Genomic DNA, 23956 nt, shown 5'->3' on the forward strand with positions numbered 1-23956 from the left:
CAGGTTCGATGGTAGGGAACCGTTGAACGGCGTCAATACTTCTCGCATGATTCGCCGACCTCGCCGAAACATTCGAGGGATTCGCGCAGGTCGGCTCGAGGGATCCGGCAGCGAACGAAGCCGCCGCACCGCAGGGTGTTGACAGGATCCATCGCCTCTCTAGTATCCGTGGCACCTACTTTCCGAATGGCGTCCGAAATTTCGGACACTGCTTCCAGGTGATTCCCCGGGTAAAGGAGCCCTTGGTGCCCAGACGATCCGGCGGACGACTGCTCCGTCTCCTCGCGACCGCCGTGCTGACGGTCACCGCGTCCCTGACGGCCTCCTCCCACTCCACCGCCTCGGCGGCGCCGGGCAGTCCGGCACTCACCCCGCCGCTCGGGTGGAACAGCTGGAACAGCTTCGGGTGCGGGGTCACCGAGACCCAGGTCCGCCAGGCCGCCGACGCGATGGTGTCCTCCGGCATGCGCGACGCCGGCTACCGGTACGTGGTGGTCGACGACTGCTGGTTCGACCCGCAGCGCGACGCGCAGGGCAACCTCCGGGCGAACCCCACCAAGTTCCCGAGCGGGATGAAGGCGCTCGGGGACTACATCCACGGCAAGGGCCTGAAGTTCGGCATCTACGAGGTGCCGGGCGAGCGCACCTGCGCACAGGCCACGGGCGGCTACCCGGGCTCCACGGGCAGCAAGGGGCACGAGGCCCAGGACGCCGCGGCGTTCGCCTCGTGGGGCGTCGACTACCTCAAGTACGACTGGTGTTCCTCCAGCGGCACCCGTGACGAGCAGGTCGCGCGGTTCACGCTGATGCGCGACGCGCTGCGCGCCACCGGGCGGCCGATCGTCTACAGCATCAACCCCAACAGCCTGCACGCCATCACCGGTGCCGCCTACAACTGGGGGGAGGTGGCCGACCTCTGGCGGACGACCGAGGACCTGCTGGACATCTGGCAGAACGGCAACACCAACAGCTATCCGATGGGCGTCGGCAACGTCCTGGACGTCACCGCGCCGCTGGCGGCGCAGTCCGGCCCGGGACACTTCAACGACCCCGACATGCTGGTCGTCGGCCGCCCCGGCCTGACGCTCACCGAGTCCCGCTCGCACTTCGCCCTGTGGGCCCTGCTGGGCGCCCCGCTCATGGCCGGCAACGACATCCGCACCATGTCCGCCGACGTGAGCGCGATCCTGCGCAACCCCCGGCTGCTGGCGGTGGACCAGGACGCGCTGGGCGCGGGCGGTCGCCGGGTGCGCGACGACGGCGCCACCGAGGTGTTCGCCAAACCGCTGTCCGACGGCTCGGTCGCGGTGGGCCTGTTCAACCGGGGCGACGCCACGGCGACGGTCACCACGTCGGCCGCCCAAGTCGGCCTGTCGGGCGGGCCGTTCGGCCTCACCGACCTGTGGACCGGCGGCACGTCGAGCACGTCCGGGCAGATCTCGGCGAGTGTCCCCGCCCACGGCGTGGCCGTGTTCCGGGTGACCGGTGGCACCCCTGTGGCCGCCTCCACCTCGCGGCTGCGGGGCGGCGCGTCCGGCCGCTGCGCGGACGTGGACAACGCCTCCACCGCCGCCGGCGCCACCGTCCTGCTCTGGGACTGCCACACGGCCGCCAACCAGCTGTGGACCACCTGGGCGGGCGGCGAGATCCGCGTCTACGGCGACAAGTGCCTGGACGCCTACGACCAGGGCACCGCCAGCGGCACCCGGGTCGTCACCTGGCCCTGCAACGGTCAGGACAACCAGAAGTGGACCGTCGGCTCCGACGGGTCCGTCCGCAACGTCCACTCCGGGCTGTGCCTCGACACCAAGGGCGCGGCGACCGCCGACGGGACCCCGCTGGTGCTGTGGGCCTGCGACGGCCGGGCGAGCCAGAAGTGGAGCCGGTCCTGACCCGGGCCTGACGCGGGCTTCCCGGTCCGCCGGCGTGGAGGGCCGGGGCCGGCTGGGTCAGCGGGCCGCCGGGCCGGCTGGGCCGGCTGGGTCAGCGGGCCGCCTGTCCCGTGGCCGTCCTCGCCTCCTGGGTGGCCCCCCAGGAGGCGAGGAGGCGCAGGCCCTCTTCGGAGGGGGAGCCCGGCTCGGCGGTGTAGACGGTGAGGGTGAGGCCGGGTTCGGCGGCCATCTCCAGGCCCTCGTAGGAAAGGGTGAGGTCGCCGACCGTCCGGTGGTGGAAGCGTTTGGTGCCGGTGCCGTGGTGGCGGACGTTGTGGGCGCCCCAGCGGGTGCGGAACGCGTCGCTGCGGGTGGACAGCTCGCCGACGAGGTCGTGCAGGTCCTTGTCGTGGGGGTTGCGGCCGGCCTCGGTGCGCAGGATGGCCACGGTGATGTCGGCGGCCTGCTCCCAGTCGGGGTAGAAACGGCGGGCGGCGGGGTCCAGGAAGTGGAAGCGGGCGAGGTTCGCCTGATTGGCGGAGGTGGCGTACACGTCGGCGTAGAAGGCGCGGGCGAGCTGGTTGACGGCGAGCAGGTCCATGCGGCCGTTGCGGACGAAGGCCGGGCCTGCGGTGACGGCGTCCAGGGTCCACTGGAGGCTGCGGTGCGGGGTCCACTGCCGGGTGGTGCGCCGCCGGGGGCGGGTGAGGGCGTCGGAGCCGTCGGCCGCCCGGGCCAGGTGGAGGAGGTGGGCCCGCTCGGCGTCGTCGAGCCGCAGGGCGCGGGCGACCGCTTCCAGGACGGCCGGGGAGACGCCGGCGAGGTTGCCGCGCTCCAGCTTGGCGTAGTACTCCACGCTCATGTCGGCGAGCGCGGCGACCTCGCTCCTGCGCAGGCCGGGTACGCGCCGGCGGCTGCCGGAGGGCAGGCCCGCCTGCTCGGGGGTGATCTTGGCTCGCCGCGAGGTGAGGAACTCGCGGACCTCTGCTTGGTTGTCCACGCCTTCGACGGTACGTCGCCCACGCGGCCGGAGGGATGTACTGCCGGTACACCCCTCGACGGGGCCCCGCCCCCGCGCGGGACGACGGGCAGGACCGCTGCTGCTGCGCGGTGTGCCGCAGGTGACGGACGTACCGGGGTGCCGCCACCCGCGGGACGAGGAGGTCCGGGAGCCGGCCCGGTCACGTGGTCCCGGTGCTCGTGCGGGCGGGCGACGGTGTGCCCCGGTCACCGTCCGCTGCCGGACCGGCCGGGTCGGGCAGCGCGCCGGGACCGGTGCGCGGGACCGGGCGCCCCGGGGCCGGCTCGGCGCTCTCACCGAGGAAGCCGCCCGACTGGTGCCGCCACAGCCGGGCGTAGGCGCCGTCCGCCGCGATCAGCTCGCCGTGGGTGCCCTGCTCGACGACGCTGCCGCGGTCGAGGACGACGAGTCGGTCCATGCCGGCGACGGTGCTCAGGCGGTGGGCGACCACGAGGGCCGTACGCCCGTCCATCAGCCGCCACAGGGCGTCCTGGACGAGGAGTTCGCTCTCCGAGTCCAGCGCGCTGGTCGCCTCGTCGAGCAGCAGAATGGGGGCGTCGCGCAGGATGGCCCGGGCGAGGGCGACGCGCTGGCGCTGGCCGCCCGAGAGCTTGACGCCCCGCTCCCCCACCAGGGTGGCGAAGCCGTCGGGGAGCCGCCCGGCGAACTCCGTGACGTGCGCCGCCGCGGCCGCCGCGTGGATCTCCTCGTCGGTGGCGCCGGGCCGGGCGAAGGCGATGTTGTCCCGCAGGCTGCGGTGGAACATGGCGGGGTCCTGCGGGACGTAGGCGAGCAGTGAGCGCAGATCGGCCTGGCGCAGCCGGCTGATGTCCTGGCCGCCGATCAGGATGCGTCCGGCGTCGATGTCCGACATCCGCAGCAGGAGCCGGGTCAGCGTGGTCTTGCCGCCGCCGGACCTGCCGACCAGGCCGACCCGCGCGCCTGCGGGCACGTCCAGGTCGAGTCCCCGGAAGATCGGCTTCGCACCCGCGTGGGCGAAGGTCACCGCCTCGAAGCGGATGCCCGTGTCCCGCGGCGCGAGCGGTTCGGGTACCGCCGGATCGAGGACGGTGGGCGGGTCCAGCAGCAGCTCCGTGAACTGGGCGGCCTCGGTCATCGAGCTTTCCAGGCGCCGGTAGATCTGGTTGAACTCGAACATGATCTGGGTGGCGTTCGAGTAGTACGTGAAGCTGACGACGATCTCCTCGACCCCCTGGCCCGGGCCGCCGAAGGCGACGGCGACCACCAGGCCGAGCACGCTGGTCAGCACGGACATCGGGGCGACCAGGGCGTCGACGCGCAGATTGCCGTAGTCCCACGACCGCAGCGTCAGGCGGCGGGACTCCGCGACCCGGCTGCGGTGTTCGCCGGCCTCCCGCCGCTCCGCCGCGAACGCCCGGATGGTCTCCATGTTCGTGAGGCTGTCGGCGACATGACCGGAGACCCGGGCGACCGCCGCCTCCCGGGCGTTGACGAGCCGCTGCCGGCGCCGGACCAGAGGCGTCACGGCCGCCACGGTCAGCGCGATCATCACGAAGAGGCCGGCGACGAGCATCGGTGCGTAGCTCCACAGCACCACGGCACCGAACGCCAGCGGGACGAGACTGCCCACGATCCGGTACGTCACCGTGTCGACGAAGTCCTCGAAGCGCTTGCCGTAGCTGAGCACGCGTTTGGTCAGGGAGCCGGCGAAGTTGTCGTGGAAGAACGCCGCGTCCCTGGCCAGGAGCGCGTCCATGCCGCTCACGTACAGGTGTTCCATACCGAAGGCGCCCAGGCGGTTCAGGCAGTGCTGCCCGACCCGCCACACGGCCTCGGCGAGCAGCAGCGTCCCGCCGAAACCCAGCACGTACGGCAGCGCCGAGGCGAGGGTGAGACCGTGGTCGCCGGCGGCCTGCCCGGCCAGTTTGGCGATCAGCAGCGGGGCGATGTAGCGGATGCCGATGTTGCCCACGGCCGGCAAGAGCAGCGCGGGCAGGACCGGCTTGCGCAGCCGTAGCAGTTCCCCGCCGTAGTGGCGCAGTGCCAGCAGGACCGCGCTCCTGCCCGGTGCCGACTCTCGTGTGTCTGTCGTCCCCATCATGCTCCCGGAGGTTCGGAAGTCGGAAGTCTCCCGTCCACGGCGTCACCCGGTCCAGGCATTTACCGCGGACCGGCGAGAAGCGGACACGTTCGGCGTACACGGCCCTCGTCCTCCTCCGACCGGTGCGAGGCCGCCCGGGAGCGCTTCTCTACGGCCGTGCGCTGGGCTCTACGGCCGTGCACCGGGCGACCGGGTCCACCGGTCCGCGGCCGTGTGCCGGACGACCGGGCCCGCCGGTCCGCCGACGTGCGCCGGGCGGCCTGGTCCGCCGATCCCCGGCCGTGTGCCGGGCGACCGGGTCCGCCGACCCGCGTTCCCGGTCCGGGCGCCCCGCCACGGATTCCGTGTCCGGCGCCGGGGCGGCGGCCACCGGCAGCCTTCCTCGCGGGCCCGGCACCCGGATCGGCGGCGCGACGAAATCCGCAGCGGCGACAGCGAGTTCCGGCTCATCCGTCCGCGAGATCACTTCAATTGGCCGGAATCTGTTGACACTTGGCTCGTCGCCATGATGACCATATGACCGACTCGGCGAGGCCGACCACCACCTCGCCTCGCCGCGACCAACGGGGTAACCGTGCCCCTCGCAAGGACATGCCTGGACCGTCGGCGGGATTCCCGTGCCGGAATGCCGCCGGCGGAAGTCCGCCATCCATTCGCGAAGCCGCCCTGGGAGCCGGAGTGAATCGTCTGCGACCGTACGGCGCCCTGATAGTCGCAGCCGGCAGCTGGGGTGTCGCCACCGCCGTCGCCAAATACGCCGTGGACGGAATAGGCGCGTTCACCACGTTCTTCATCGAGGTCGGTGTCGCCGCCGCCGTGCTGTGGGCGGCGATGCTGTGGGTACGCCCGCGCCGCACCGTCCCCTTGCGCCACTTCGCCTTCCTCGGCCTGCTGGAACCCGTCGTCGCCTACGGCGCGCTCGATCTCGGACTCCAGCGCACGGGCGCGGCCGACGCGGCGCTGCTCGACGGACTGCAGTCCGCGATGGTGCTGGTCATGGGCGTGGTCTTCATCAAGGAGGCGGTCAGCCGACGCAGTGTCGCGGGCGTCCTGGTCGGGACGGTCGGCGCCGCCCTGCTCACCGGGGCGCACTTCAGCGTGGATGTCGGCATCGGCAACGGCCTGGTCCTGCTCGGCTCCCTGGGCGCCTCCGCCTCCGTCATCGTGGTCAGCCGCCTGGCGGCCGGCGCCTCCGCGCTGGAACTCACGGCCTACCAATTCGGGTTCGGATTCCTCTTCGGCATTCCCGTCATCGCCGTGGTCTGGGGCACCGGTGCGGAACCGATTCCCGGCGCGGCGGAACTGTCCCATGTCGGGGCGGCGGCGGCCATCGGCCTGGTCGGTTTCGCCCTCGCCTATCTCGCCTACAACTACGCCATTCCCCAGGTACCGGTCGGTGTCGCCGGAATGGCGCTCAATCTGATCCCGCTCTTCGGAGTCGCGGTCGCCGTTCTCTGGCTCGGCGAGGACCTCTCTGTCCTCAAATTGACCGGCGGCGCGCTCATCGTCGCCGGAATAGCTCTCTTCCCCTACGCATCGGACGACGCGGCCGCCACGAAATCCCCGCCCGGCGCCGCGGCGCTCCCTGATCCCGAGGAGACATACAGATGACCGGACGGTATCCCGAACCCGCCTACGCCCGGCATGACGCGTATTTCCGCCGCCACGCGCTGCCCACCCCCTGCCTCCTGCTCGACCTCGACGCCGTGGCCGAACAGCTGCGGCGGCTGCGCGCGGCCCTCCCGGACGCCGAGGTGTACTACGCGGTGAAGGCCAACGCCGAACCGGAGCTGCTGCGCCTGCTGGCCGACGCGGGCTGCGGGTTCGACGTGGCCAGTCCCGGCGAGATAGACCGCTGCCTGGCGGCCGGGGCGGCCCCCGAGCGGATCAGTTACGGCAACACCGTCAAGAAGCGGGCCGACATCGCCTACGCGCACCGGCTCGGGGTGCCCCTGTTCGCCTTCGACTCCGCCGAGGAGTTGGAGAAGCTGGCCGCCGCCGCGCCGGGGGCCGACGTGATGTGCCGGGTCACCGTGGTCACCACCGGTGCCCAGTGGCCGATCAGCCGCAAGTTCGGCTGCTCCGCCGACGACGCCCGCGTCCTGCTGCGCCGCGCCCGCGACCTGGGCCTGAACCCCTACGGCTGCACGTTCCACGTGGGATCGCAGCAGCGCAACCCGGCGAGCTGGGACGAGGGGATCGGCCACGCGGCCCGGCTCTTCGCCGGACTCGCCGAGGACGGGATCGAGTTGGGGCTGCTCAATCTCGGCGGCGGGCTGCCCGCCGGCTACGACGCCGCCGTGCCGGCCCTGGAGACGTACGGCAAGGCGATCACGGACGCGATCGGCCACCACTTCCCGAGCCCGCCGCGCACGGTCATCGAACCGGGCCGGTACCTGCCCGCGGACGCGGGTCTGGTCCGCTCGGAGGTCGTCCTCGTCACCGAGCGCACCGAGCCGGTGCGCAGGCGCTGGGCCTATGTCGACGCCGGCCGCTTCGGCGGGCTCGCCGAGACCGAGGGCGAGGCCATCCGCTTCCCGCTGACCGTGACCCGGGACGGCGCCCCGGTCGCCCCCGGCACCGCGCCCGCCGTCCTGGCCGGGCCCACCTGCGACAGCGCGGACGTGCTCTACGAGAACACGCCGGCCGACCTGCCGCTCGATCTGCGCCCCGGCGACCATGTCGACTTCCTCGCCGCGGGCGCCTACACCGTGCCGTACTCCTCCGTGGGCTTCAACGGCTTCCCCCCGCTGCCCGCCTACTGCTTCTCCGGCGAGGTCGGCAGCGACGCCGACGGGACGGACGCGTGAGCACCGGGACCGGCACCCGGGCGTAGCCGGACGCCGCCGCGCCGGGTACCGACCCACGCGCGGCGGAGCGGCTCCACGACGATCCTGCGCGATGTGTTGACACCCTCCAGGTGCTTCCTATTATCAATCCCTGTCCGCGACTGCGACCAATGTTCGAAATAGCGAACCGATCGCCCTCGCAATTGTCATGCGCATGACCCGACCGACCTTCCCAGGAGACCGGAGACCCCCCATGTCCGTGACATCGGCCCGCCCACGGCGGGCCAGGCCCCTGCTTCTGCTGGCCCTCGTACTGACCATGGCCACGGCCCTGCTCGGCGGCCGGGCCGCCGCCGGCGGCGCCACCGCGGCCGCCGGCTCGCTGCCCTGCGACCTGTACGCCGCCGGCGGCACGCCCTGCGTGGCCGCGCACAGCACCACCCGCGCCCTGTACTCCGCCTACAGCGGCCGCCTCTACCAGGTCAAACGCGCCTCGGACGGCGCCACCCGGGACATCGGCGCGCTCGGCGCGGGCGGCTACGCCGACGCCGCCGCGCAGGACTCCTTCTGCGCGGGCACGAGCTGCCTCATCACCGTCGTCTACGACCAGTCCGGCCGCGGCAACCACCTCACCCAGGCACCGCCCGGAGGGTTCCAGGGCCCGGCCGCGGGCGGGTACGACAACCTCGCCGAGGCCTCCGCCGCACCGGTCACCGTGGGCGGCCACAAGGCGTACGGCATCTTCGTCGCACCCGGCACCGGATACCGCGACAACACCACCAACGGCATCGCCACCGGGGACCAGCCGGAAGGCATGTACGCCATCCTCGACGGCAGCCACTACAACGGAGGCTGCTGCTTCGACTACGGCAACGCCGAGACCAACAGCCGGGACAACGGCAACGGCACCATGGAGACCATCTACTTCGGCAACAGCAAGGCCTGGGGTTACGGCACCGGCAACGGCCCCTGGGTCATGGCCGACCTGGAGAACGGGCTGTTCTCCGGAGTCAACCGCGGCTACAACGCGGGCAACCCCAGCGTCAGCCACCGGTTCCTCACCGCCGTCGTCAAGGGCGAGTCGAACCACTGGTCGATCCGGGCCGGCAACGCCCAGTCCGGCGGGCTGTCCACCTTCTACAACGGGGCGCGGCCCAACGCCACGGGCTACCACCCGATGAAGAAGGAGGGCGCCATCATCCTCGGCATCGGCGGCGACAACAGCAACAGCTCCGCCGGCACCTTCTACGAGGGCGCGATGACGTCCGGCTACCCCTCGGACGCGACCGAGAACGCCGTACAGGCCAACGTCAACGCGGCCGGGTACACCACGGCGCCCCTGGCGGGCGGACCGGCCGTGGGCTCCAGGATCTCGTTGCGGGCCACCACCCCCTGCTGCACCACCGAGTACCTCCGGCACAACAGCGCCGACAACAACGCCGTCATCGGGGCGGTCTCCTCCTCCAGTCCGGCCGCCGACAAGGCCGCGGCCACCTGGATCGTCCGCACGGGCCTGGGCGACGCCTCCTGCGTCTCCTTCGAGTCCGCCGACAAACCGGGCCAGTACCTGCGCCACTACGACTTCCGGCTGCGCGTCGACACCCCCGCCAACAGCGACCTGGCCAGGCTGGACGCCACCTTCTGCCCCCAGGCCGGCCACAACGGGCAGGGCGTCTCGCTCCGCTCCGCCAACTATCCCGCTGACTTCGTGCGCCACTACACCCACGCCGCCTACGTCGCGAGCGACGGCGGCTCCGCCGAGTGGGACAACGCCACCGCCTGGTCCGACGACACGAGCTGGGTCGTCTCCTCCCCCTGGGCCTGACGCCCGCCGGGCCACCGAGCCGGACCTCCACCGGCCGCCGTGCCGTGACCCGCGCGGTCATGGCACGGCGCCGCGGTGTCCGGGCGCCGGCCGATCACCGCCCCGCCCGCCGCCCGGCCACGCCCTCTTTCCCGACGCTCCCTCGGCACTCCCACGACGCTCCTCCGGCGGAGGCGGCCGGTACGACGCCCGCGCCGTGCCGGACGGTCTCCGGAACGCGGCCGGTCAGGCGACGTCGCGGCGGCGCACCGGGGCCGGTGCGGCCTCGCCCACCGCGCCGGCGTACCCCTCCGGGGCGGGGCCGGCGACGCCGGTGAGCGCCGGCAGGCGCAGCAGCCCGGTGCCGTCGAGCAGCCGGCCGGCCACCGGGTCCGGCCGGGTGTCCATGCGGATCACGGTGGTGCCGTGCCGGTCGACGGCGAGGCCGGGGCGCCGGCTCAGCAAGGCCGGTTCGGCGCCGGCGACCACCAGGACGGGCAGCCCGCGGGCCAGGCCGGCCGGCGACTGGAGGAGGTCGCAGACGGCGTCGTCGGCCCGGTGGAGCCGGTCGGTGACCAGGACGAGCGGACGGTACCCGCTCGCCGTCTCGATGAACTCCCGCCAGCCCGCCGGTCCTTCACCGCTCTCCCCCTCCGCCCGTGCGGCCGGGTCGAGCAGGGCTCCGAGCCGGCCGGCGATCCGGTCGGCCCGGTCCTGGTCCCCGGTCATCCCGTGCAGGGCCGTCTCCAGCCGGCCGCGGGCCACGGCGGGCGTGTCCTGCGCCGTCACACCGCAGTACGCGGCGACGATCGCCCGGTGCGGTGCGAACCGGCCGTCGCCCTCCGTGCCCGGTCCGGGCCGGCGCAGCACCAGGCAGTCGTGCGGGCGCTGCCCGGCGATCCGGGCGAACTCCGCGAGGAGACGCGCCCGCGCCGCATCCGACCTGCCGAGCACGAACACCCGGTGCTGCCGGTGCCAGCGCGTGGTGTGTTCCAACAGGGTGGCCAGCAGCTCCAGTTCGCCTTCGTACGCGTTCTTCGTGCCAGAGCGGACGCGGCCGGCCGGGTCGGTGTCCGCGGCGGTGTGCCGCAGTTGCCAGCGGGCCGGGTCGCCGGGGGCCGGGCGGTAGGAGCAGGCGGGTCCGGTCGCCTCCCGGGTCGCCGCGCAGACCTCGATCCGGCCGTCCGGCACGAGCGGCAGCATCGCCTGGGCCGCCTGGAGCAGCGCGCCGCCGGGCACCGGGGAGGCGCCGTCCTCGGCACGGTGCCGCGGCAGCGCCTCGCCGGTCACGATCGCGGCCTTGACCGTCACCTCCGCGCCGGCGCCCTCCCGCGCGCGGGCGGCCCGCAGGGCGGTGGCGGCGGCCACGGCACGCCGGGCGTGGTCCTCCCCGCCCGGCCGGGCCGGGAAGACGCCGAGAGTGTCGGTGCCCAGTGTGGCGACGACGGTACCGCCCCGGCTCTCGATCTCCCGCCGGACGCTGCCGCTGATCCGGTCGAACACGGTGTCCGTGTCGTCGGGCCGTCCCGGGCGCACCGCGACGCCGACCCGCACCAGCAGCGCGCTGACCTCCTGCCGGCCGGGCCGCCGCGTCGACGGCTGCGCGGGCCGGTGCGCCGTAGGCTGCGCGGGCCGCCGGGCCGGGGGCGTCGCGGGCTGGTGCGCGGGGCACCGGGCGGGGACGCGGGCGGCGTTGGAACCCGGGCTCGACCACCGCTCGGTTCCGCGGTTCGGGGTGGACGACCGGTCGGTTTCGGGGGCCGGAATGGCCGCTTCATGACGATCGGCCGACGTCACCGTCGCCTGCGGCGCGGCCGGCACCCGGCGTTCGGTCGCCGGAGCCTGCCGTGCCGTCGCCGGGGCCTGCCGTCCGGCCGGTGTCCGCGGCGCGGTCGCCGGGATCTGTGGTGCGGCCGGCCTCTGCGGTGCGGTCGCCGGCGTCTGCCGTACCGCCGCCGTCTGCCGGGCGGTCGTCGCCGGCCGCGCGGTCAGTGCGACGGGCGGGGCGGACGGGGTGAGACCGAGCACCGGGTCGTGGATGAGGACGGCCCGCTGGAGCGACTGGAGGTCGGGGCCCGGTTCCAGGCCGAGGCGCTCCACCAGCGACCCGCGCAGCCGCTGGTAGACACCGAGTGCGTCGGCCTGCCGGCCGCAGCGGTACATGGCGCGCATCAGCTGGCCGCAGGCGCGTTCGCGCAGCGGCTCGCTCTCGACGACGGCCTCGATCTCGGCGAGCACCGCCGAGTGCCGGCCGCACTCCAGTTCGGCCTCGAAGTAGTCCTCCAGCACCTCCAGCCGGGCGCGCTGGAGGGCCGTCAACTCCGGCCAGTCAAAGCCGAGTTCGACCAGGTCGGCGAGGGCGGCGCCGCGCCACAGCCGGAGGCCCTCGCGCAGCCGCCGGGCCGCCTCCTCGCGCCGGCCCGCCGCGAGCAGGGCCCGGCCCTCGTCCGCCAGCCGGCGGAACCGGTGCAGATCGATGTGTTCCGGGTCGACTTCCAGGAGGTAGCCGGGGGACTGGGTGCGCAGGGTCACGCCGGCCCGCATGCCGTCGTCGGACGACAGCTTTCCGCGCAGGCCCCAGACGGCGTTCTGGAGGATCTTGCGCGCCGTCGCCGGGGTCTCCCCCGCGCTCCACAGCGCGGTCAACAGTCCGCTGACGGGTACGACTTCACCGGGCCGCAAGAGCAGGAACCCGAGCGTCGCACGCTGCTTGCTGCCTCCCAGGTCGATGACACGGCCGTCCGAGACGACCTCCAAGGGACCAAGCATCCGGAACCACATGACAACCCCCCGCATCAGATGGATCTCCACTGACGGGCGCGCAGAAGCGCAAGCCTCCGGTCACCGTACAAACCGGAGGTCCGGTTTACAAGCCAATGTTCACAGTTAAACAACCGGCCACGAAGTCCTGGATACGACGCCTACCTGCCCTTTTGACCTGCGCTTTTACCGATCGCTTCACAGATGTGACGACCGACACTCTTCGGCCACAGCGGCGCGATCGCCTGCCGGACCGCCTGACGGGACTTGATATCCGTCCCGCTACGGGGTATTGGTCCGCCTGATCGGCGAGACCGGGGCGTGCCGTGGCGCGCGAGCGGGCTCAGCTCGCCGATTCCGCCACCAGCGTCGCGCGGCGGGCCGTCTCCATCTCCTCCAGCACCCGGCTCCCGCGGTCCGGCCCGAAGTCGAGCTGCGCGAAGACCGCCGGCATCGCGACGCTGGGCAGCGTGTAGGCGAAGATGGACGAGATGCGCTGCTCCAGGTCCTGCCACCCGGACGTCACCTCCGACACCACCTGCGCGCCGATCCAGGCGCTGACCAGGAAGCGGCCCAGGTCCTCGGGCTGCACGTGCGGGTAGACCTCGCCGTGCTGCTTGGCGGCGTCCACCATGGAGGCGAACCGCAGGGCCCACGCCTCCCAGGGGCCGCCGTCCGTCAGTTCCTGGAGCTGCGGCTCCATGGCCAGCTTGGCGCCGGCCCGCAGCATCATCTCCTCCGGCAGCCGGCAGGCCAGCGCCATCGCCTCGTCGACCAGCTCCTGGAGCTTGTACGTCCGCGGCGGATAACCCTGCTCCGTCACCTGCTGCTCGAAGATGCCCTGGACCAGCTGCTCCTTGGAGGAGAAGTGGAAGTACAGGGCGCCCCGGGTGACCTGGGCCTTCTCGAGGATCTGCGCGATGCTGGCACCGTGGTAGCCGTGCTGCGCGAAGACCTCCGCCGCCGCGTCCAGGATCGCGCCACGGGTTCGGATCGCGCGCAACTGCCGTGCCATGTGTTCGTCCTCTCGTCCGCGCCACGCCACCCCCTCTGAGCTGACGCGGATGTCTGATCCCGGAGCGCGAGCACCCCGGGAGACAAAAGAAACCAGATGTCTGGTACTTTACCCAATCCGCCGAGCCGGGCGCCGTCGAGCCGGCTGCCGCCGGCCCGGACGCCCGGGCTCACCAGGCCCCGGCACCCCCGTCCACCGCCATGGTGGCACCCGTGACGAAGCTGGCCTGGTCGCTGCACAGCCACGCGGCGGCCTGCGCCACCTCCTCCGGGTCGGCCACCCTGCCCTGCGGGTTGCGCCGGCGCATCCGTTCCTCCGCCGCCGGGTCACGGGCGAAGACGCCTTCCGACATCTCCGACCGGGTCAGTCCGGTGGCGAGCGCGTTCACCCGGATGCCGTGCGGCGCGTACTGCGCCGCGGCCGACTTGGTCAGACCGAGCACGGCGTGCTTGGCGGCCACGTACGGCGCGCCCGCCGACGTGGCGCGGACCCCGGCGATGCTGCTGTTGTTGACGATCGCGCCGCCCGTGCCGCTCTCGAGCATGGCCCGGATCTCGTGCTTCATGCAGAGCCAGACGCCACGGGCGTTCACGTCGAGCACCGTGTCGTAGTCGGCGTCGTCCGTCTCGTGCAGCAGGGCCGGCCGGGTGGTGACACCGGCGTTGTTGAACGCGGCGTCGAGTCTGCCGTACCGGTCGACGGCCAGCCGCACCGCCCGCTCGACGTCCTCGGCGACGGTGACATCGCCGGCGGCGCAGGCGACTTCGGCGCCCTGGCCGCGCAACTCGGCCGCCAGCTCCTCCAGTCGCGGCAGCCGCCGGGCCATCAGCACCAGTACGGCGCCCTGCCGCGCCGCCACCCGGGCCGCCGCCGCTCCGATGCCGCTGCTCGCCCCGGTCACCAGCATGGCCTTGCCGGCCAGCATCCCCGGCTCCCGCGTCACGCCACATCCCTTCCGGGCACGCTCTGCCACAGCGTGCCGGTCCGCGCCTCGGCGTCGATCGTCCGCAGCAGCCGGTCGTCGATCTCGCCGAGGGAGCCGACGACATGGCGTGCGCCGGCCTCCGCCATGAGCTGCCGCTGATAGCCGTGCGCGAAGTCGCTGGGGTGGCCGATGAACGGGGCGCCCAGCTCCCGGGCCGTCTCGGCGACGCGGGCCACGTCGTCGATGAACAGCACCTCGTCGCAGGCGAGTCCGGCGATGTCCACCGCGATCTCGTACAGGCCGGGGCGGATGTCGTTGGTGCAGACGTACCGGGGCTCGTCGAACAGGTCGCCCAGGTGCCCCAGATAGCGCTCGAAGTGGGAGGCGTCGAGCCCGCCGTAGCACACGGTGCTCAGTCCCAGGGCGCGCAGCCGGCGCAGCAGCTCCACCGCGCCGTCGAGGATGCGGACCGGGTGGTCGGCGAGGTAACGCTCGCGCTCCTGGAGGTAGATGGCGATCGTCTCCATCGGGGTGGTCGTCATGCCGCACGTCCGGGCGAGCACCTCGCCCGCGACCGCCCGCGTCTGGGAGAAGATCCGGCGCTCCAGCTCGGCGGAGTAGGTGCCGCCCCGGCTGGTGACGAAGTGGTGGATGACGGGGCTGAACGTGTCGTTCAGCAGCACTCCGTCGATGTTGAGCGCGGCCATGCGGAGCTTGCCGAGCTGCTCGCTCATGGATCCTCTCCCTCCCGGCGGCCCGCCGGCGCGAGGCGCGGACGACGGACCGGGTAAACCTCACGATCGGCTCGATCCTCACACGGTCGCCGTCGATAGTCCAAGGATCTTGGTCCGGCGCCCGGGCGCCGGGAACGAGACGGCCGCGCGGGTGTCCCGTGCGTCACACCTCACAGCCGCGGCGACCGGCCGCGAGTACCCTGGCCAGGCCCGTTTCCGGTCCGCGGGCAGGCGTGCGCGGCGGTCCGGACGGGCACGCACGACCGCGCCGCCCCAGCGATTCCTTGCCGAACCGGCGGTGTCGAGACGAGACAGGACGCCGCACTTGCGAAGGGGGTTCCCGCCATGCCCGCCCGTCCCCGCGGCGACACCGCTCCGCTCACCGCACCCGCTTCCGTTTTGCCCCTGTCCGGGAGTGCCTGGCCGGAGGGTCGCGGAGCGGCCGGCGGGGGCCGGGAAAGCTGGAAAAAAAACCGGTCAGTCCGTACAGTGGCGCCCGGCCCGCACCGCTCGGTCCGATTCGCGCTCCGCCCAAGTCCCGCGCGGCTTGGCCTGTGTTCCGGCAGCACTCCGTTCTCTATGCCCTGGGGGAGAGGCACATGACTACGTTTGCGCCCAGCGACAGCACAGCCTCGGAAACCCGGGCGGCCCTGCCCGTCACGGCACCCGCGACACCGGACACCTTGACGACGACCGTGCCCAAGGAGTACGTCCACCGCGCGGCGGTCACCGAGGTGTTCCTCACCGGGTGGCGGCAGTCGGCCCCGGACACGTGCGTGGTCACCGCCCAGTGGCCACGGGCCCACACGTTCTACGGACCCGCGGGCGGCTTCCACGACCCGCTGCTGTTCAGCGAGACGCTGCGGCAGACGGTGCCGCTGCTGTCCCACGCGGTCTACGGCGCGCCCATGGACCACAAGCAGATATGGCGCGACCTCCATGTGGCGCTCGACCCGGCCGCACTGCGCGCCGGGCTCACCCCGGCCGACGTGGAACTGCGCATCCGCTGCTCGGACGTCGAACGGCGGGCCGGCGTCCTGCGCGGCATGCGGATGGAGGTGACCGCCACCTGTGACGGGCGGCACCTGGCCACCGCGTCGACCACCTTCAGCTCGCACAGCAGGGCGCTGTACCAGCGGCTGCGCGGGGCCTACGCCGACGCCGAGCAGGCCATGGCCGGCGCCATCGCGCTGCCGCTGCCGGTCCAGCCCGAACTCGTCGGCCGGGACCGCCCGCACGACGTGGTCCTCTCGCCCCGCGACGCCGACGGCCGCTGGCAGCTGCGGGTGCACACCCTGCACCCGGTCATCTTCGACCACCCGAACGACCACGCTCCCGGCATGCTGCTCCTGGAGGCGGCCCGCCAGGCGGCACAGCACCTGCTGGGTCCGGCACCGGTCCTCGCCACGGGTCTGGACGCGGCCTTCCACCGGTACGCGGAACTGGACGCCCCGGCCTGGGTCGCGGCCGAGCCGCTCGGCGCCGGCCGGGTCCGCGTCACCGTCGAGCAGCACGCCGAACTGGTCTGCGCGTGCACGGTGACGACGCATCCGGCGGTGGCCTGACCACTGGGTTCCGCCACGGCCGGAACAGGGGGCCGGCCGTGGCGGGCGGAGCGGCGGGGGCCCGTCGGGACGGGGACCCGTCGCTCCAGGCACCGAGGACGGTCGCGGTGCGGTGCCGGCGGCGACCCGGTCGCCGCCGGACGCCTCGCTGGGGAGACGGTGGACGTGCCGGCGGCGGCCCGGTCGCCAGGACGCCTCGCTGGGGAGGCGGAGCCGGTGGCCTTTCCCGCGCGGGCGCCGGTGTCGGAGGGCGCCGGTGTCAGAGGTCGCCGGCCGCGCCCAGGCCGGTCAGCGCGCCGACCGGGTCGTGGTCCGGGGTGCCGCGGGGCCACCAGTCGTCCTGGCCGGGCTCCGACTCGTAGGCGTACCACAGGCCGTCGCGGCCCAGGCGCAGCTGCACGTGGCCGCGCGGGTGGGTGAGGCGGTTGCGCCAGGGGCGGAAGGCGGGCAGGTCGGCGGCGAGCAGCAGCGGGCGGGCCCGGTCGAAACGGCCGGCCGGCGGATCCCACGGCTCCTCCAGGACCGTCAGCCCCTCCAGGCCGCCCTGCCGCCAGGCCGCGACGGCACGCGCCAGGTCGGCCGGGGTACGGCCGGTCGCGTCGGCGAGCGCGGCGTACAGCGCGCGGGTGGCCGCGGTCAGGCCGGAGCCGGGGCGGGCCGCCGCCAGCCGGACCGCGTCCTGCCACAGGGTCAGCCCGCCGACCGGATCGTGTCCGGTGCCGAGCAGGGCGTGCGCGCGGGCGGCGGCGTCGGTCGCGAGCTGGTCCAGCGCGAAGGAGTCCGGGCCGCCGGGCGCCGACGGGTACACCGGGGGCTGCCCGGGGTGCGGCGGCACCGGCGACGGCGGCGGCAGCGGCGGGCGTTCACGCGCGGCGAGCGCCTCGGCGGCCCGGACGCCGGGCAGGGTCCGCGGCTGCCGTTCCCGCGCGGCGCGGGCCGCGTGGGCGGCGCTGCGCCGGGACAACGCGTCGAGCAGGTCCTTCTCGCCCCGGCCGCGGAGCAGGAGCAGCACGAAGGGGTCGGCGTCCAGTAGCCGGGCCGTCTGGTAGCAGAGGGCCGCCGCGTGTTTGCAGGGGTGGCCGGAGTCGGGGCAGCTGCACCGCGGGACGAGATCGCCGGGACCGGGCAGCAGGGGCACACCGCAGTCGGCGAGCGACTGGGGCAGCTCCTTGTCGAGGAGCGCGGCGATATGGCCCGGCCGGCCGGCCGCGGCGTCCAGGAACCGGTCCCAGTCCTCGTCCTCCAGCGTCCGCAGCCGCACCTGCGTGCGGTAGGGCCGTGGCCGGCTTCCCCGCACGTACGCCAGCACCAGTCCCGGGGTGACGGTGATGGCGTCCACATGACCCTGGTCGGCGTAACTCCGGCCGCGCGCCAGCCGCTTGGCGTCCAGCGCGCCCTGCTCCAGCGCACCGACCCAGGCGTTGCCCCACCAGGTCCCGGCGAACGCCTCGTCCGCGCCGGTGCGCACGCGTGAGGTGAAGGCCGGGAACGTGCGCCGGAGTTCACCGTCGCGGTGCGGGCTGGCCATGGTGACCGAGGAGGTGGGAGCGGGGGCGGGTGACGGCTGGTCCGGCTCGACGGGCGCGGCCGGCTCCGTGGTCGCCGAGAGTGCTGCCGGACCGGTCGGCCCGGCCGCGCTGCCGTCGGAGGTCTCCGGTTCGCCGGGGGTTTCCGTCCAGGCGGGCATACGGAAGGCGGTCGACAGGTAGTGCCGAATGTCCCGTACGGTGCCGGCCTTGGCGGACCGGGTCTCCCGCCCGGGCGGGACCGGAGCACGCGACGCCGCGGAACGGGCGGCCGCGGCGGCCCGCCGTTCGCGCCGCGGCCCGGCAGCAACCGTGCCCTCCCCGGCCCGCCCTGCCTCGCCGGCCTCCGCTGCCTCCGCACGCGCCGCTTCCCGCCGGGCCGCGCGCAGCGCCTCCCGGGCGACATCACCGGGGCGGCGGCCGGCGGCGCCGGAGGGCGCATCACCGGTACCCCCGGAGGGTCCACTCCCGGTGCCATCGGAGGACGCGTCGCCGGTGCCGCCGGAGGGTCCGCCACCGGTGCCGCCGGTGCCACCGGAGGGCGCGTCGCCGGTGCCGCCGGTACGCGCACCGGCACGGACTCGGCCGTACTCGCCGCTGCGCCCGGGACCGGGCCCGTCCGGCCCGGCTCCCGGCGAGGTGTCAGCACCCGACTCATCTCTCCCTGCACAACCGACATCCACCGGCCCCACTCCCGGCCCGCGACCGTCGTCCACGGCACCGGCACTCCCGGCGGAACCCGCGGGACCCGCCCCGTCCGGGCCGCCGTCCCGCGCAGCGCCTGCGGACTCCTCAGGGCTCCCGGTCGTCCCCGGGGCGGCGGCGGTCGGCGCCGGGCGGTCGGCCGCCGGGTCGTCCCGTACGCCCGCTCCCCCGCGCTCCTCCTCCACCGCGCCCGTTCCCGCGCGTTCGTCACCCTGTGCGGCCGTCGCTGCGTCCTCCCGGCCCGTCTCCGCTCGTTCCCTGCGTTCCCGGGCCGCCCGTAGGGCCTGGCGGGCGGCGTCGGCGGGGCGGGGGTGGCCGGGGGCCGTCATGAGGTCCTCCGGAGGGAGACGAGGTCGGACAGTTCCCGGTCCGTCAGTTCGGTGAGGGCCGCCTCGCCGGAGCCGAGGACGGCGTCGGCCAGGGCGCGCTTGGCGGTGAGCATCTCGGCGATGCGGTCCTCCACCGTGCCCTCGGTGACCAGGCGGTGGACCTGGACGGGCTGGGTCTGGCCGATGCGGTAGGCGCGGTCGGTGGCCTGTTCCTCCACGGCCGGGTTCCACCAGCGGTCGAAGTGGACGACATGGCCCGCGCGGGTGAGGTTCAGCCCGGTGCCGGCGGCCTTCAGGGACAGCACGAGGACCGGGGTCTCGCCGCTCTGGAAGCGGTCGACCATGCGCTCGCGCTCCGGGACCGGGGTGCCGCCGTGCAGCAGGTCGACCGGGATCGCGCGGGCGGACAGGTGGGCGGTGAGCAGCCGGGCCATGCCGACGTACTGGGTGAAGACGAGCGCCGAGCCGTCCTCGGCGAGCAGGGTGTCCAGCAGCTCGTCGAGCAGGGCCAGTTTGCCGGACCGGGCGGCGAGCCGGTCGGGACGCGGGTCCTCCTTCAGATAGAGCGCGGGGTGGTCGCAGATCTGCTTCAGCGCGCCGAGCAGCTTCAGCACGAGGCCGCGCCGGGCCATGCCCTGGGCGGTCTCGATGGCCAGCATCGACTCGCGCACCACCGCCTCGTACAGCGCGGCCTGTTCCCGGGTGAGCGGCACGGGGTGGTCGGTCTCGGTCTTGGGCGGCAGTTCCGGCACGATGCCCGGGTCGGACTTCTTGCGGCGCAGCAGGAAGGGGCGGACGAGCCCGGCCAGGCGCCGCGCCGCCTCCTGGTCCTCGCCGTTCTCCACCGCGCGGGCGTGCCGGGCGCGGAAGGACTTCAGCGGGCCGAGGAGCCCGGGGGTGGTCCAGTCGAGCAGGGCCCACAGTTCGGAGAGGTTGTTCTCCACCGGGGTGCCGGTGAGCGCCACGCGCGCGGGTGCCGGGATGGTGCGCAGGGCCTTGGCGGTGGCCGAGTACGGGTTCTTCACGTGCTGCGCCTCGTCGGCGACGACCATGCCCCAGGGCCGCCCGGCGAGGTGCGCGGCCGCCGACCGCATCGTGCCGTACGTGGTGAGGACGAAGCCGCCGGCGACGCCGTCCAGGGTGCGGTCCGGGCCGTGGAAGCGGCGGACCGGGACGCCGGGCGCGAACCGGGTGATCTCCCGCTGCCAGTTGCCGAGGAGGGAGGCCGGGCAGACGACGAGGGTCGGCTCGGTGCGGGCCCGCTTCAGGTGCAGCGCGATGAGGGTGACGGTCTTGCCGAGGCCCATGTCGTCGGCGAGGCAGCCGCCGAGGCCGAGCGAGGTCATCAGGTCGAGCCAGGCCAGTCCGCGCAGCTGGTAGTCGCGCAGGGTGGCGTTCAGGCCGGGCGGCGGGGCGGCGGGGCGCAGGCCCGCGGTGAGCCGGTCGCGGAGGGCGGCGAGCGCGCCGGCGGGGACGGCCTCGACGGTCTCGCCGTCGACCTCGGCGCTGCCGGTGAGCGCGACGGACAGCGCGTCGACCGGGTCGAGCAGGCCCAGTTCGCGCTTGCGGGCCTTGCGGACCAGCGCGGGATCGACCAGCACCCAGCGGTCCCGGAGCCGGACGACCGGGCGGTGGGCCTCGGCGAGGGCGTCCATCTCGGTCTCGCTGAGCGGATCTCCGCCGAGCGCGAGCTGCCAGCGGAACCGCAGCAGGTGCTCGCTCTCGAAGAAGCCGGTGCCGTCGGTGGCGGAGCCGGGCGCCGCGTGGACCACCGCGGTGGCGGTCAGGTCGCGGGCGAGGTCGCGGGGCCAGTGCACGGCGACCCCGGCGGCGGCCAGCCGGCTCGCGGCCACGCCGAGCAGTTCGCCCAGCTCCTCCTCGGACAGGGCGAGGACGTCGGGCACGTCCTGCTCGGCGAGGCGGTCCAGGGGCGGCCACACCCGGGCGGCGCGCCGGACGGCGAGGGCGGCGTCCACGCGCGCGCGGGGCCCGAACGCCGGGTCGGCCCCGCCCGCCCACAGGGCCGCCGCGTCGGCCATCAGGGTGGGGTCGGCGAGGCTGTGCACCTGGACGACGGCCGCGCCGGCGGCGCGGGTGCCCTCGTGCGCGCCGGCGTCGAAGACGTCGGACGCGGACAGGTCGAGGCGCAGGGAGATCCGGACGCCCGCGTCCATCCCGGCGGCGACCTCCGCCGCCCACGCGCCGGCCGCCGGCAGGCTCTGCGGTTCGCGGGCGGCGAAGGGCCGGCCGGTGGCGTGCGGGGCGGCCGGGGTGCGCGGCAGGCTGTCGGCGACCGCGTCGAGGAAGGAGCGGACCAGGGCCTCGGGTTCCGGCAGCCGCAGCGCGCCGGGGCCGGGCAGGGGCACGGCGTGGCCCTCGGGCGGCAGGGCCGCGGCGATGGCGCGCAGGTGGGCGAGGTCGCCGGGTTCCAGCGGGCCGGCCCGCCAGGCGTCGTGGCCGGCCGGGGTGAGGCCGGGCAGCAGCCGGCCGCGGGCGACGAGCCCCAGGGCGTGCAGGGCGGCGGCGCCCCAGCAGGCGGTGGCCGGGTGGGCGGCCGGGTCGCGCCGGGCGCGCACCAGCAGGGGCAGGGCCTCGGCGAGCGGCAGGGTCAGCGCGGGCACCTGGCGGCGGCGCACCGCGCTGCCGTGGCGGCGGACGACCGTCAGCTCCTCCGGGCCGTCCGGGGGCTCCGCGGGCAGCGGGCCGTCGTCGGGGTCCCAGAAGGCGACGCGGCCCTGGCGGGGCAGGGGCGCCGGCAGATAGACGCAGGCGAGGCGTGCCCAGGCGGGGTGTCCGGTCCCCGTCTCCCGGGTGCCGTCCGCGCGTCCGGCCACCGCGGCCGTGCCGCTCATACGTCCTGCCACCTCCTGCCCGTGTGTGTCGGATCAGCTGTCTCCGACTCTACGGGCGGGGTCTGACAACCGGCTCCGGAGCCCGCGCCGGGCCCCGGGTCACGGGACCGTGCGGGAGACCGCGAACACCATCGGGTGCTGGGGGTCGGACAGGTTGACGACCACGTCCTGGGTGGGCGCCGGGTTCTTCTGCTCGTGAGTCAGTCCCCACCAGGGGCCCGGGGCGTCGAAGGTCCAGCCGCTGACGTCGCGGTCCCGTTCGCCGACCGTGATGTCGTCCTTGCGGAGCTGTTCCCGGCGTACGCCCATGGCCTCCAGGAAGCTGTCGAGGCCGGCCGGGTTGGTGCGGAACTGCACGTAGAGGCGGCTGGTCTTCCAGTTGTTCGTCTCGTAGTAGGCGATGTCGTCGGCGGGGTGCGGGACGGTCACCTGGTAGAGGCGGCGCTGCACCTTGGACGGCCAGCCGGGGGTGAGGCCGGTCGCGGAGTACTTCTCCTCCTTGTCCTTTCCGCTGTCGCGGCTCTGGTTGGCGGAGATCACCAGATAGCCGGCCGGGACGCCGATGAGCAGGACGATGATCAGCAGCGTGAGCGCCCGGCGCCGGGCCGTGTGCCGGGGGTGCCCGGCGCTGTCGCCGCGCTCCCCGGGCGGGCCGCCCTGATGGGGCAGCGAGGGCGTCATGCGCTGTCCCGGGAGCGGCGGGCCTGGGCGTACCGCTCGTAGCGCTCGTGGCGCTCCACGCGGCGCCGCTTGGCCCGGCGGAACCGGCGGGCGACCAGCCGGGCCAGGTCGGCGGCGCCCACCATGCCCGCCTCGGGGCCGAGCTGGGCGCGGGTGACGCGGGCCTCGGGGCGGTAGCCGCGGCCGGTGAGGTGGCGCTTGAAGGCCTCCCGGGCCGGGCCGATGAGCAGGTCGTCGGCGGCGCTGACGCCCCCGCCGATGACGAAGCAGGACGGGTCGAGCGCCGCCGCGAGGTTGGCGATCCCGACGCCGAGCCACTGGCCGATGTCCTGGAGGAGTTCCACGCACATCGCGTCGCCCTCGCGGGCCAGCTCGGTGATCATCGGGCCGGTGATGTCGTCGATGCTGCCCTTGACGTGCTCGATGATCCCGTAGGCCACCGGGGAGTCGGCGGCGGCCAGCTCCTTGGCCTCGCGGACGAGCGCGTTGCCGGAGCTGTACTGCTCCCAGCAGCCGCGGTTGCCGCACGGGCAGCGGTGTCCGCCGGGTACGACCTGCATATGGCCGAACTCGCCGGCGACACCGAACTTGCCGCGCTTGACCTGGCCGTCCTCCAGGATGGCGCCGCCGATGCCGGTGCCGAGGGTGATCATGACGAGGTGGTCCTCGCCGCGGCCGGCGCCGAACCGCCACTCCGCCCAGGCGGCGGTGTTGGCGTCGTTGTCCACCAGGACCGGCACGGAGAGCCGGCCGGCGAGGCGGTCGCGCAGCGGTTCGTTGCGCCAGGACAGGTGGGGCGCGAACAGGACGCGGTTGCGGTCGGCGTCGACCCAGCCGGCCGCGCCGATGCCGACGGCGTGCACGTCGTGCCGGTCGGACAGGTCCAGGACCAGCTCGACGATGGTGTCCTCGACGACCTTCGGGCTCTTGGACTTGTCCGGGGTCTCCGCGCGGAGCTTCTCCAGGATGTTGCCGTCGGCGTCCACGACGCCCGCCATGACCTTGGTGCCGCCGATGTCGATGCCGACCGTGGGCACCCGGGGCGCTGTCAGGTGGGACCGGCGCTCCCGGGTGCCGACGGTGCGCAGGACCGGGGCGCGGCGGGAGCCGATGGGGGCGGTGAGGTCGCGGTAGGTGCTCATCGTTGGTCGATTCTGCCGCACGCTCACGCTGAGTGCTGCGCGGGGCGGCTGGGGGAAAGGCGCGTCCGGGGCCGGGCGCGGGGGTGCCGTGGCCGGTCACGCCCCCCGTTCCAAGGGTGCCGTGGCCGGTCACGCCTCCGTTCCGGGGCGGTCG

At 74.3% G+C, this 23956-nt stretch carries 15 protein-coding genes; 5 read left to right on the forward strand and 10 right to left on the reverse strand.

What is annotated here, in order from left to right:
• Positions 1 to 245 precede the first annotated feature (245 nt).
• Entirely contained in the window at positions 246 to 1892 is a 1647-nt protein-coding gene (locus ACH4OA_RS12375) for a glycoside hydrolase family 27 protein (RefSeq protein ID WP_397968882.1), read from the forward strand.
• A gap of 91 nt (positions 1893 to 1983) precedes the next feature.
• Here ACH4OA_RS12375 and ACH4OA_RS12380 read toward each other — a convergent pair whose 3' ends face one another.
• On the reverse strand, positions 1984 to 2871 hold the full coding sequence (locus ACH4OA_RS12380; protein ID WP_397938825.1) for a helix-turn-helix transcriptional regulator: 888 nt from the start codon (positions 2869 to 2871) through the stop codon (positions 1984 to 1986).
• A gap of 181 nt (positions 2872 to 3052) precedes the next feature.
• Positions 3053 to 4972 (reverse strand): ABC transporter ATP-binding protein, encoded by a 1920-nt coding sequence (locus ACH4OA_RS12385; RefSeq protein ID WP_397969030.1) that lies wholly within the window; start codon positions 4970 to 4972, stop codon positions 3053 to 3055.
• Positions 4973 to 5653: 681 nt separating this feature from the next.
• Here ACH4OA_RS12385 and ACH4OA_RS12390 point away from each other — a divergent pair.
• The 3 genes from ACH4OA_RS12390 (at position 5654) to ACH4OA_RS12400 (ending at position 9589) form a co-directional block, all read left to right on the forward strand.
• Positions 5654 to 6586, forward strand: a complete 933-nt coding sequence (locus ACH4OA_RS12390) for a DMT family transporter (RefSeq protein WP_365872195.1) — start codon at positions 5654 to 5656, stop codon at positions 6584 to 6586.
• Positions 6583 to 7785: a type III PLP-dependent enzyme gene (locus ACH4OA_RS12395; RefSeq protein ID WP_397968884.1), complete on the forward strand. Its 1203-nt coding sequence runs from the start codon at positions 6583 to 6585 to the stop codon at positions 7783 to 7785. Before ACH4OA_RS12390 ends, ACH4OA_RS12395 begins: the two co-directional genes overlap by 4 nt.
• A 232-nt stretch (positions 7786 to 8017) precedes the next feature.
• A complete protein-coding gene (locus ACH4OA_RS12400) occupies positions 8018 to 9589 on the forward strand; it encodes an alpha-L-arabinofuranosidase B (protein ID WP_397938831.1) in 1572 nt (523 codons plus the stop codon).
• Positions 9590 to 9814: 225 nt separating this feature from the next.
• On the opposite strand, the gene ACH4OA_RS12405 is transcribed toward ACH4OA_RS12400, so the two are convergent.
• The 4 genes from ACH4OA_RS12405 to ACH4OA_RS12420 form a co-directional block, all read right to left on the reverse strand.
• Entirely contained in the window at positions 9815 to 12325 is a 2511-nt protein-coding gene (locus tag ACH4OA_RS12405; protein WP_397968885.1) for a BTAD domain-containing putative transcriptional regulator, read from the reverse strand.
• 346 nt (positions 12326 to 12671) lie between these two features.
• Positions 12672 to 13343 (reverse strand): ScbR family autoregulator-binding transcription factor, encoded by a 672-nt coding sequence (locus ACH4OA_RS12410; RefSeq protein WP_365872189.1) that lies wholly within the window; start codon positions 13341 to 13343, stop codon positions 12672 to 12674.
• 169 nt (positions 13344 to 13512) lie between these two features.
• Entirely contained in the window at positions 13513 to 14268 is a 756-nt protein-coding gene (locus ACH4OA_RS12415; protein WP_365872225.1) for a glucose 1-dehydrogenase, read from the reverse strand.
• Between the two features lie 14 nt (positions 14269 to 14282).
• Positions 14283 to 15002, reverse strand: coding sequence for an HAD family phosphatase (locus ACH4OA_RS12420; protein ID WP_397968887.1), 720 nt, complete (start codon positions 15000 to 15002; stop codon positions 14283 to 14285).
• 599 nt (positions 15003 to 15601) lie between these two features.
• On the opposite strand from ACH4OA_RS12420, the gene ACH4OA_RS12425 reads away from it, so the two are divergent.
• Positions 15602 to 16567 carry a ScbA/BarX family gamma-butyrolactone biosynthesis protein gene (locus ACH4OA_RS12425; RefSeq protein WP_397968888.1) on the forward strand — a complete coding sequence of 322 codons (966 nt, stop codon included), beginning with the start codon at positions 15602 to 15604 and terminating at the stop codon, positions 16565 to 16567.
• A 259-nt stretch (positions 16568 to 16826) separates the two neighbouring features.
• On the opposite strand, the gene ACH4OA_RS12430 is transcribed toward ACH4OA_RS12425, so the two are convergent.
• The 4 genes from ACH4OA_RS12430 to ACH4OA_RS12445 all read right to left on the reverse strand — a co-directional run bounded on the left by ACH4OA_RS12430 (position 16827) and on the right by ACH4OA_RS12445 (position 23802).
• Entirely contained in the window at positions 16827 to 18983 is a 2157-nt protein-coding gene (locus tag ACH4OA_RS12430) for an SWIM zinc finger family protein (RefSeq protein WP_397969032.1), read from the reverse strand.
• 140 nt (positions 18984 to 19123) lie between these two features.
• Positions 19124 to 21979: an SNF2-related protein gene (locus tag ACH4OA_RS12435; protein ID WP_397968890.1), complete on the reverse strand. Its 2856-nt coding sequence runs from the start codon at positions 21977 to 21979 to the stop codon at positions 19124 to 19126.
• A gap of 99 nt (positions 21980 to 22078) precedes the next feature.
• Positions 22079 to 22660, reverse strand: a complete 582-nt coding sequence (locus ACH4OA_RS12440) for a sugar kinase (protein ID WP_365872181.1) — start codon at positions 22658 to 22660, stop codon at positions 22079 to 22081.
• Entirely contained in the window at positions 22657 to 23802 is a 1146-nt protein-coding gene (locus ACH4OA_RS12445; RefSeq protein ID WP_365872179.1) for an ROK family glucokinase, read from the reverse strand. Before ACH4OA_RS12445 ends, ACH4OA_RS12440 begins: the two co-directional genes overlap by 4 nt.
• Positions 23803 to 23956 lie beyond the last annotated feature (154 nt).

It is taken from the genome of Streptomyces sp. NPDC017095, assembly GCF_044332325.1.
GTDB lineage: Bacteria > Actinomycetota > Actinomycetes > Streptomycetales > Streptomycetaceae > Streptomyces.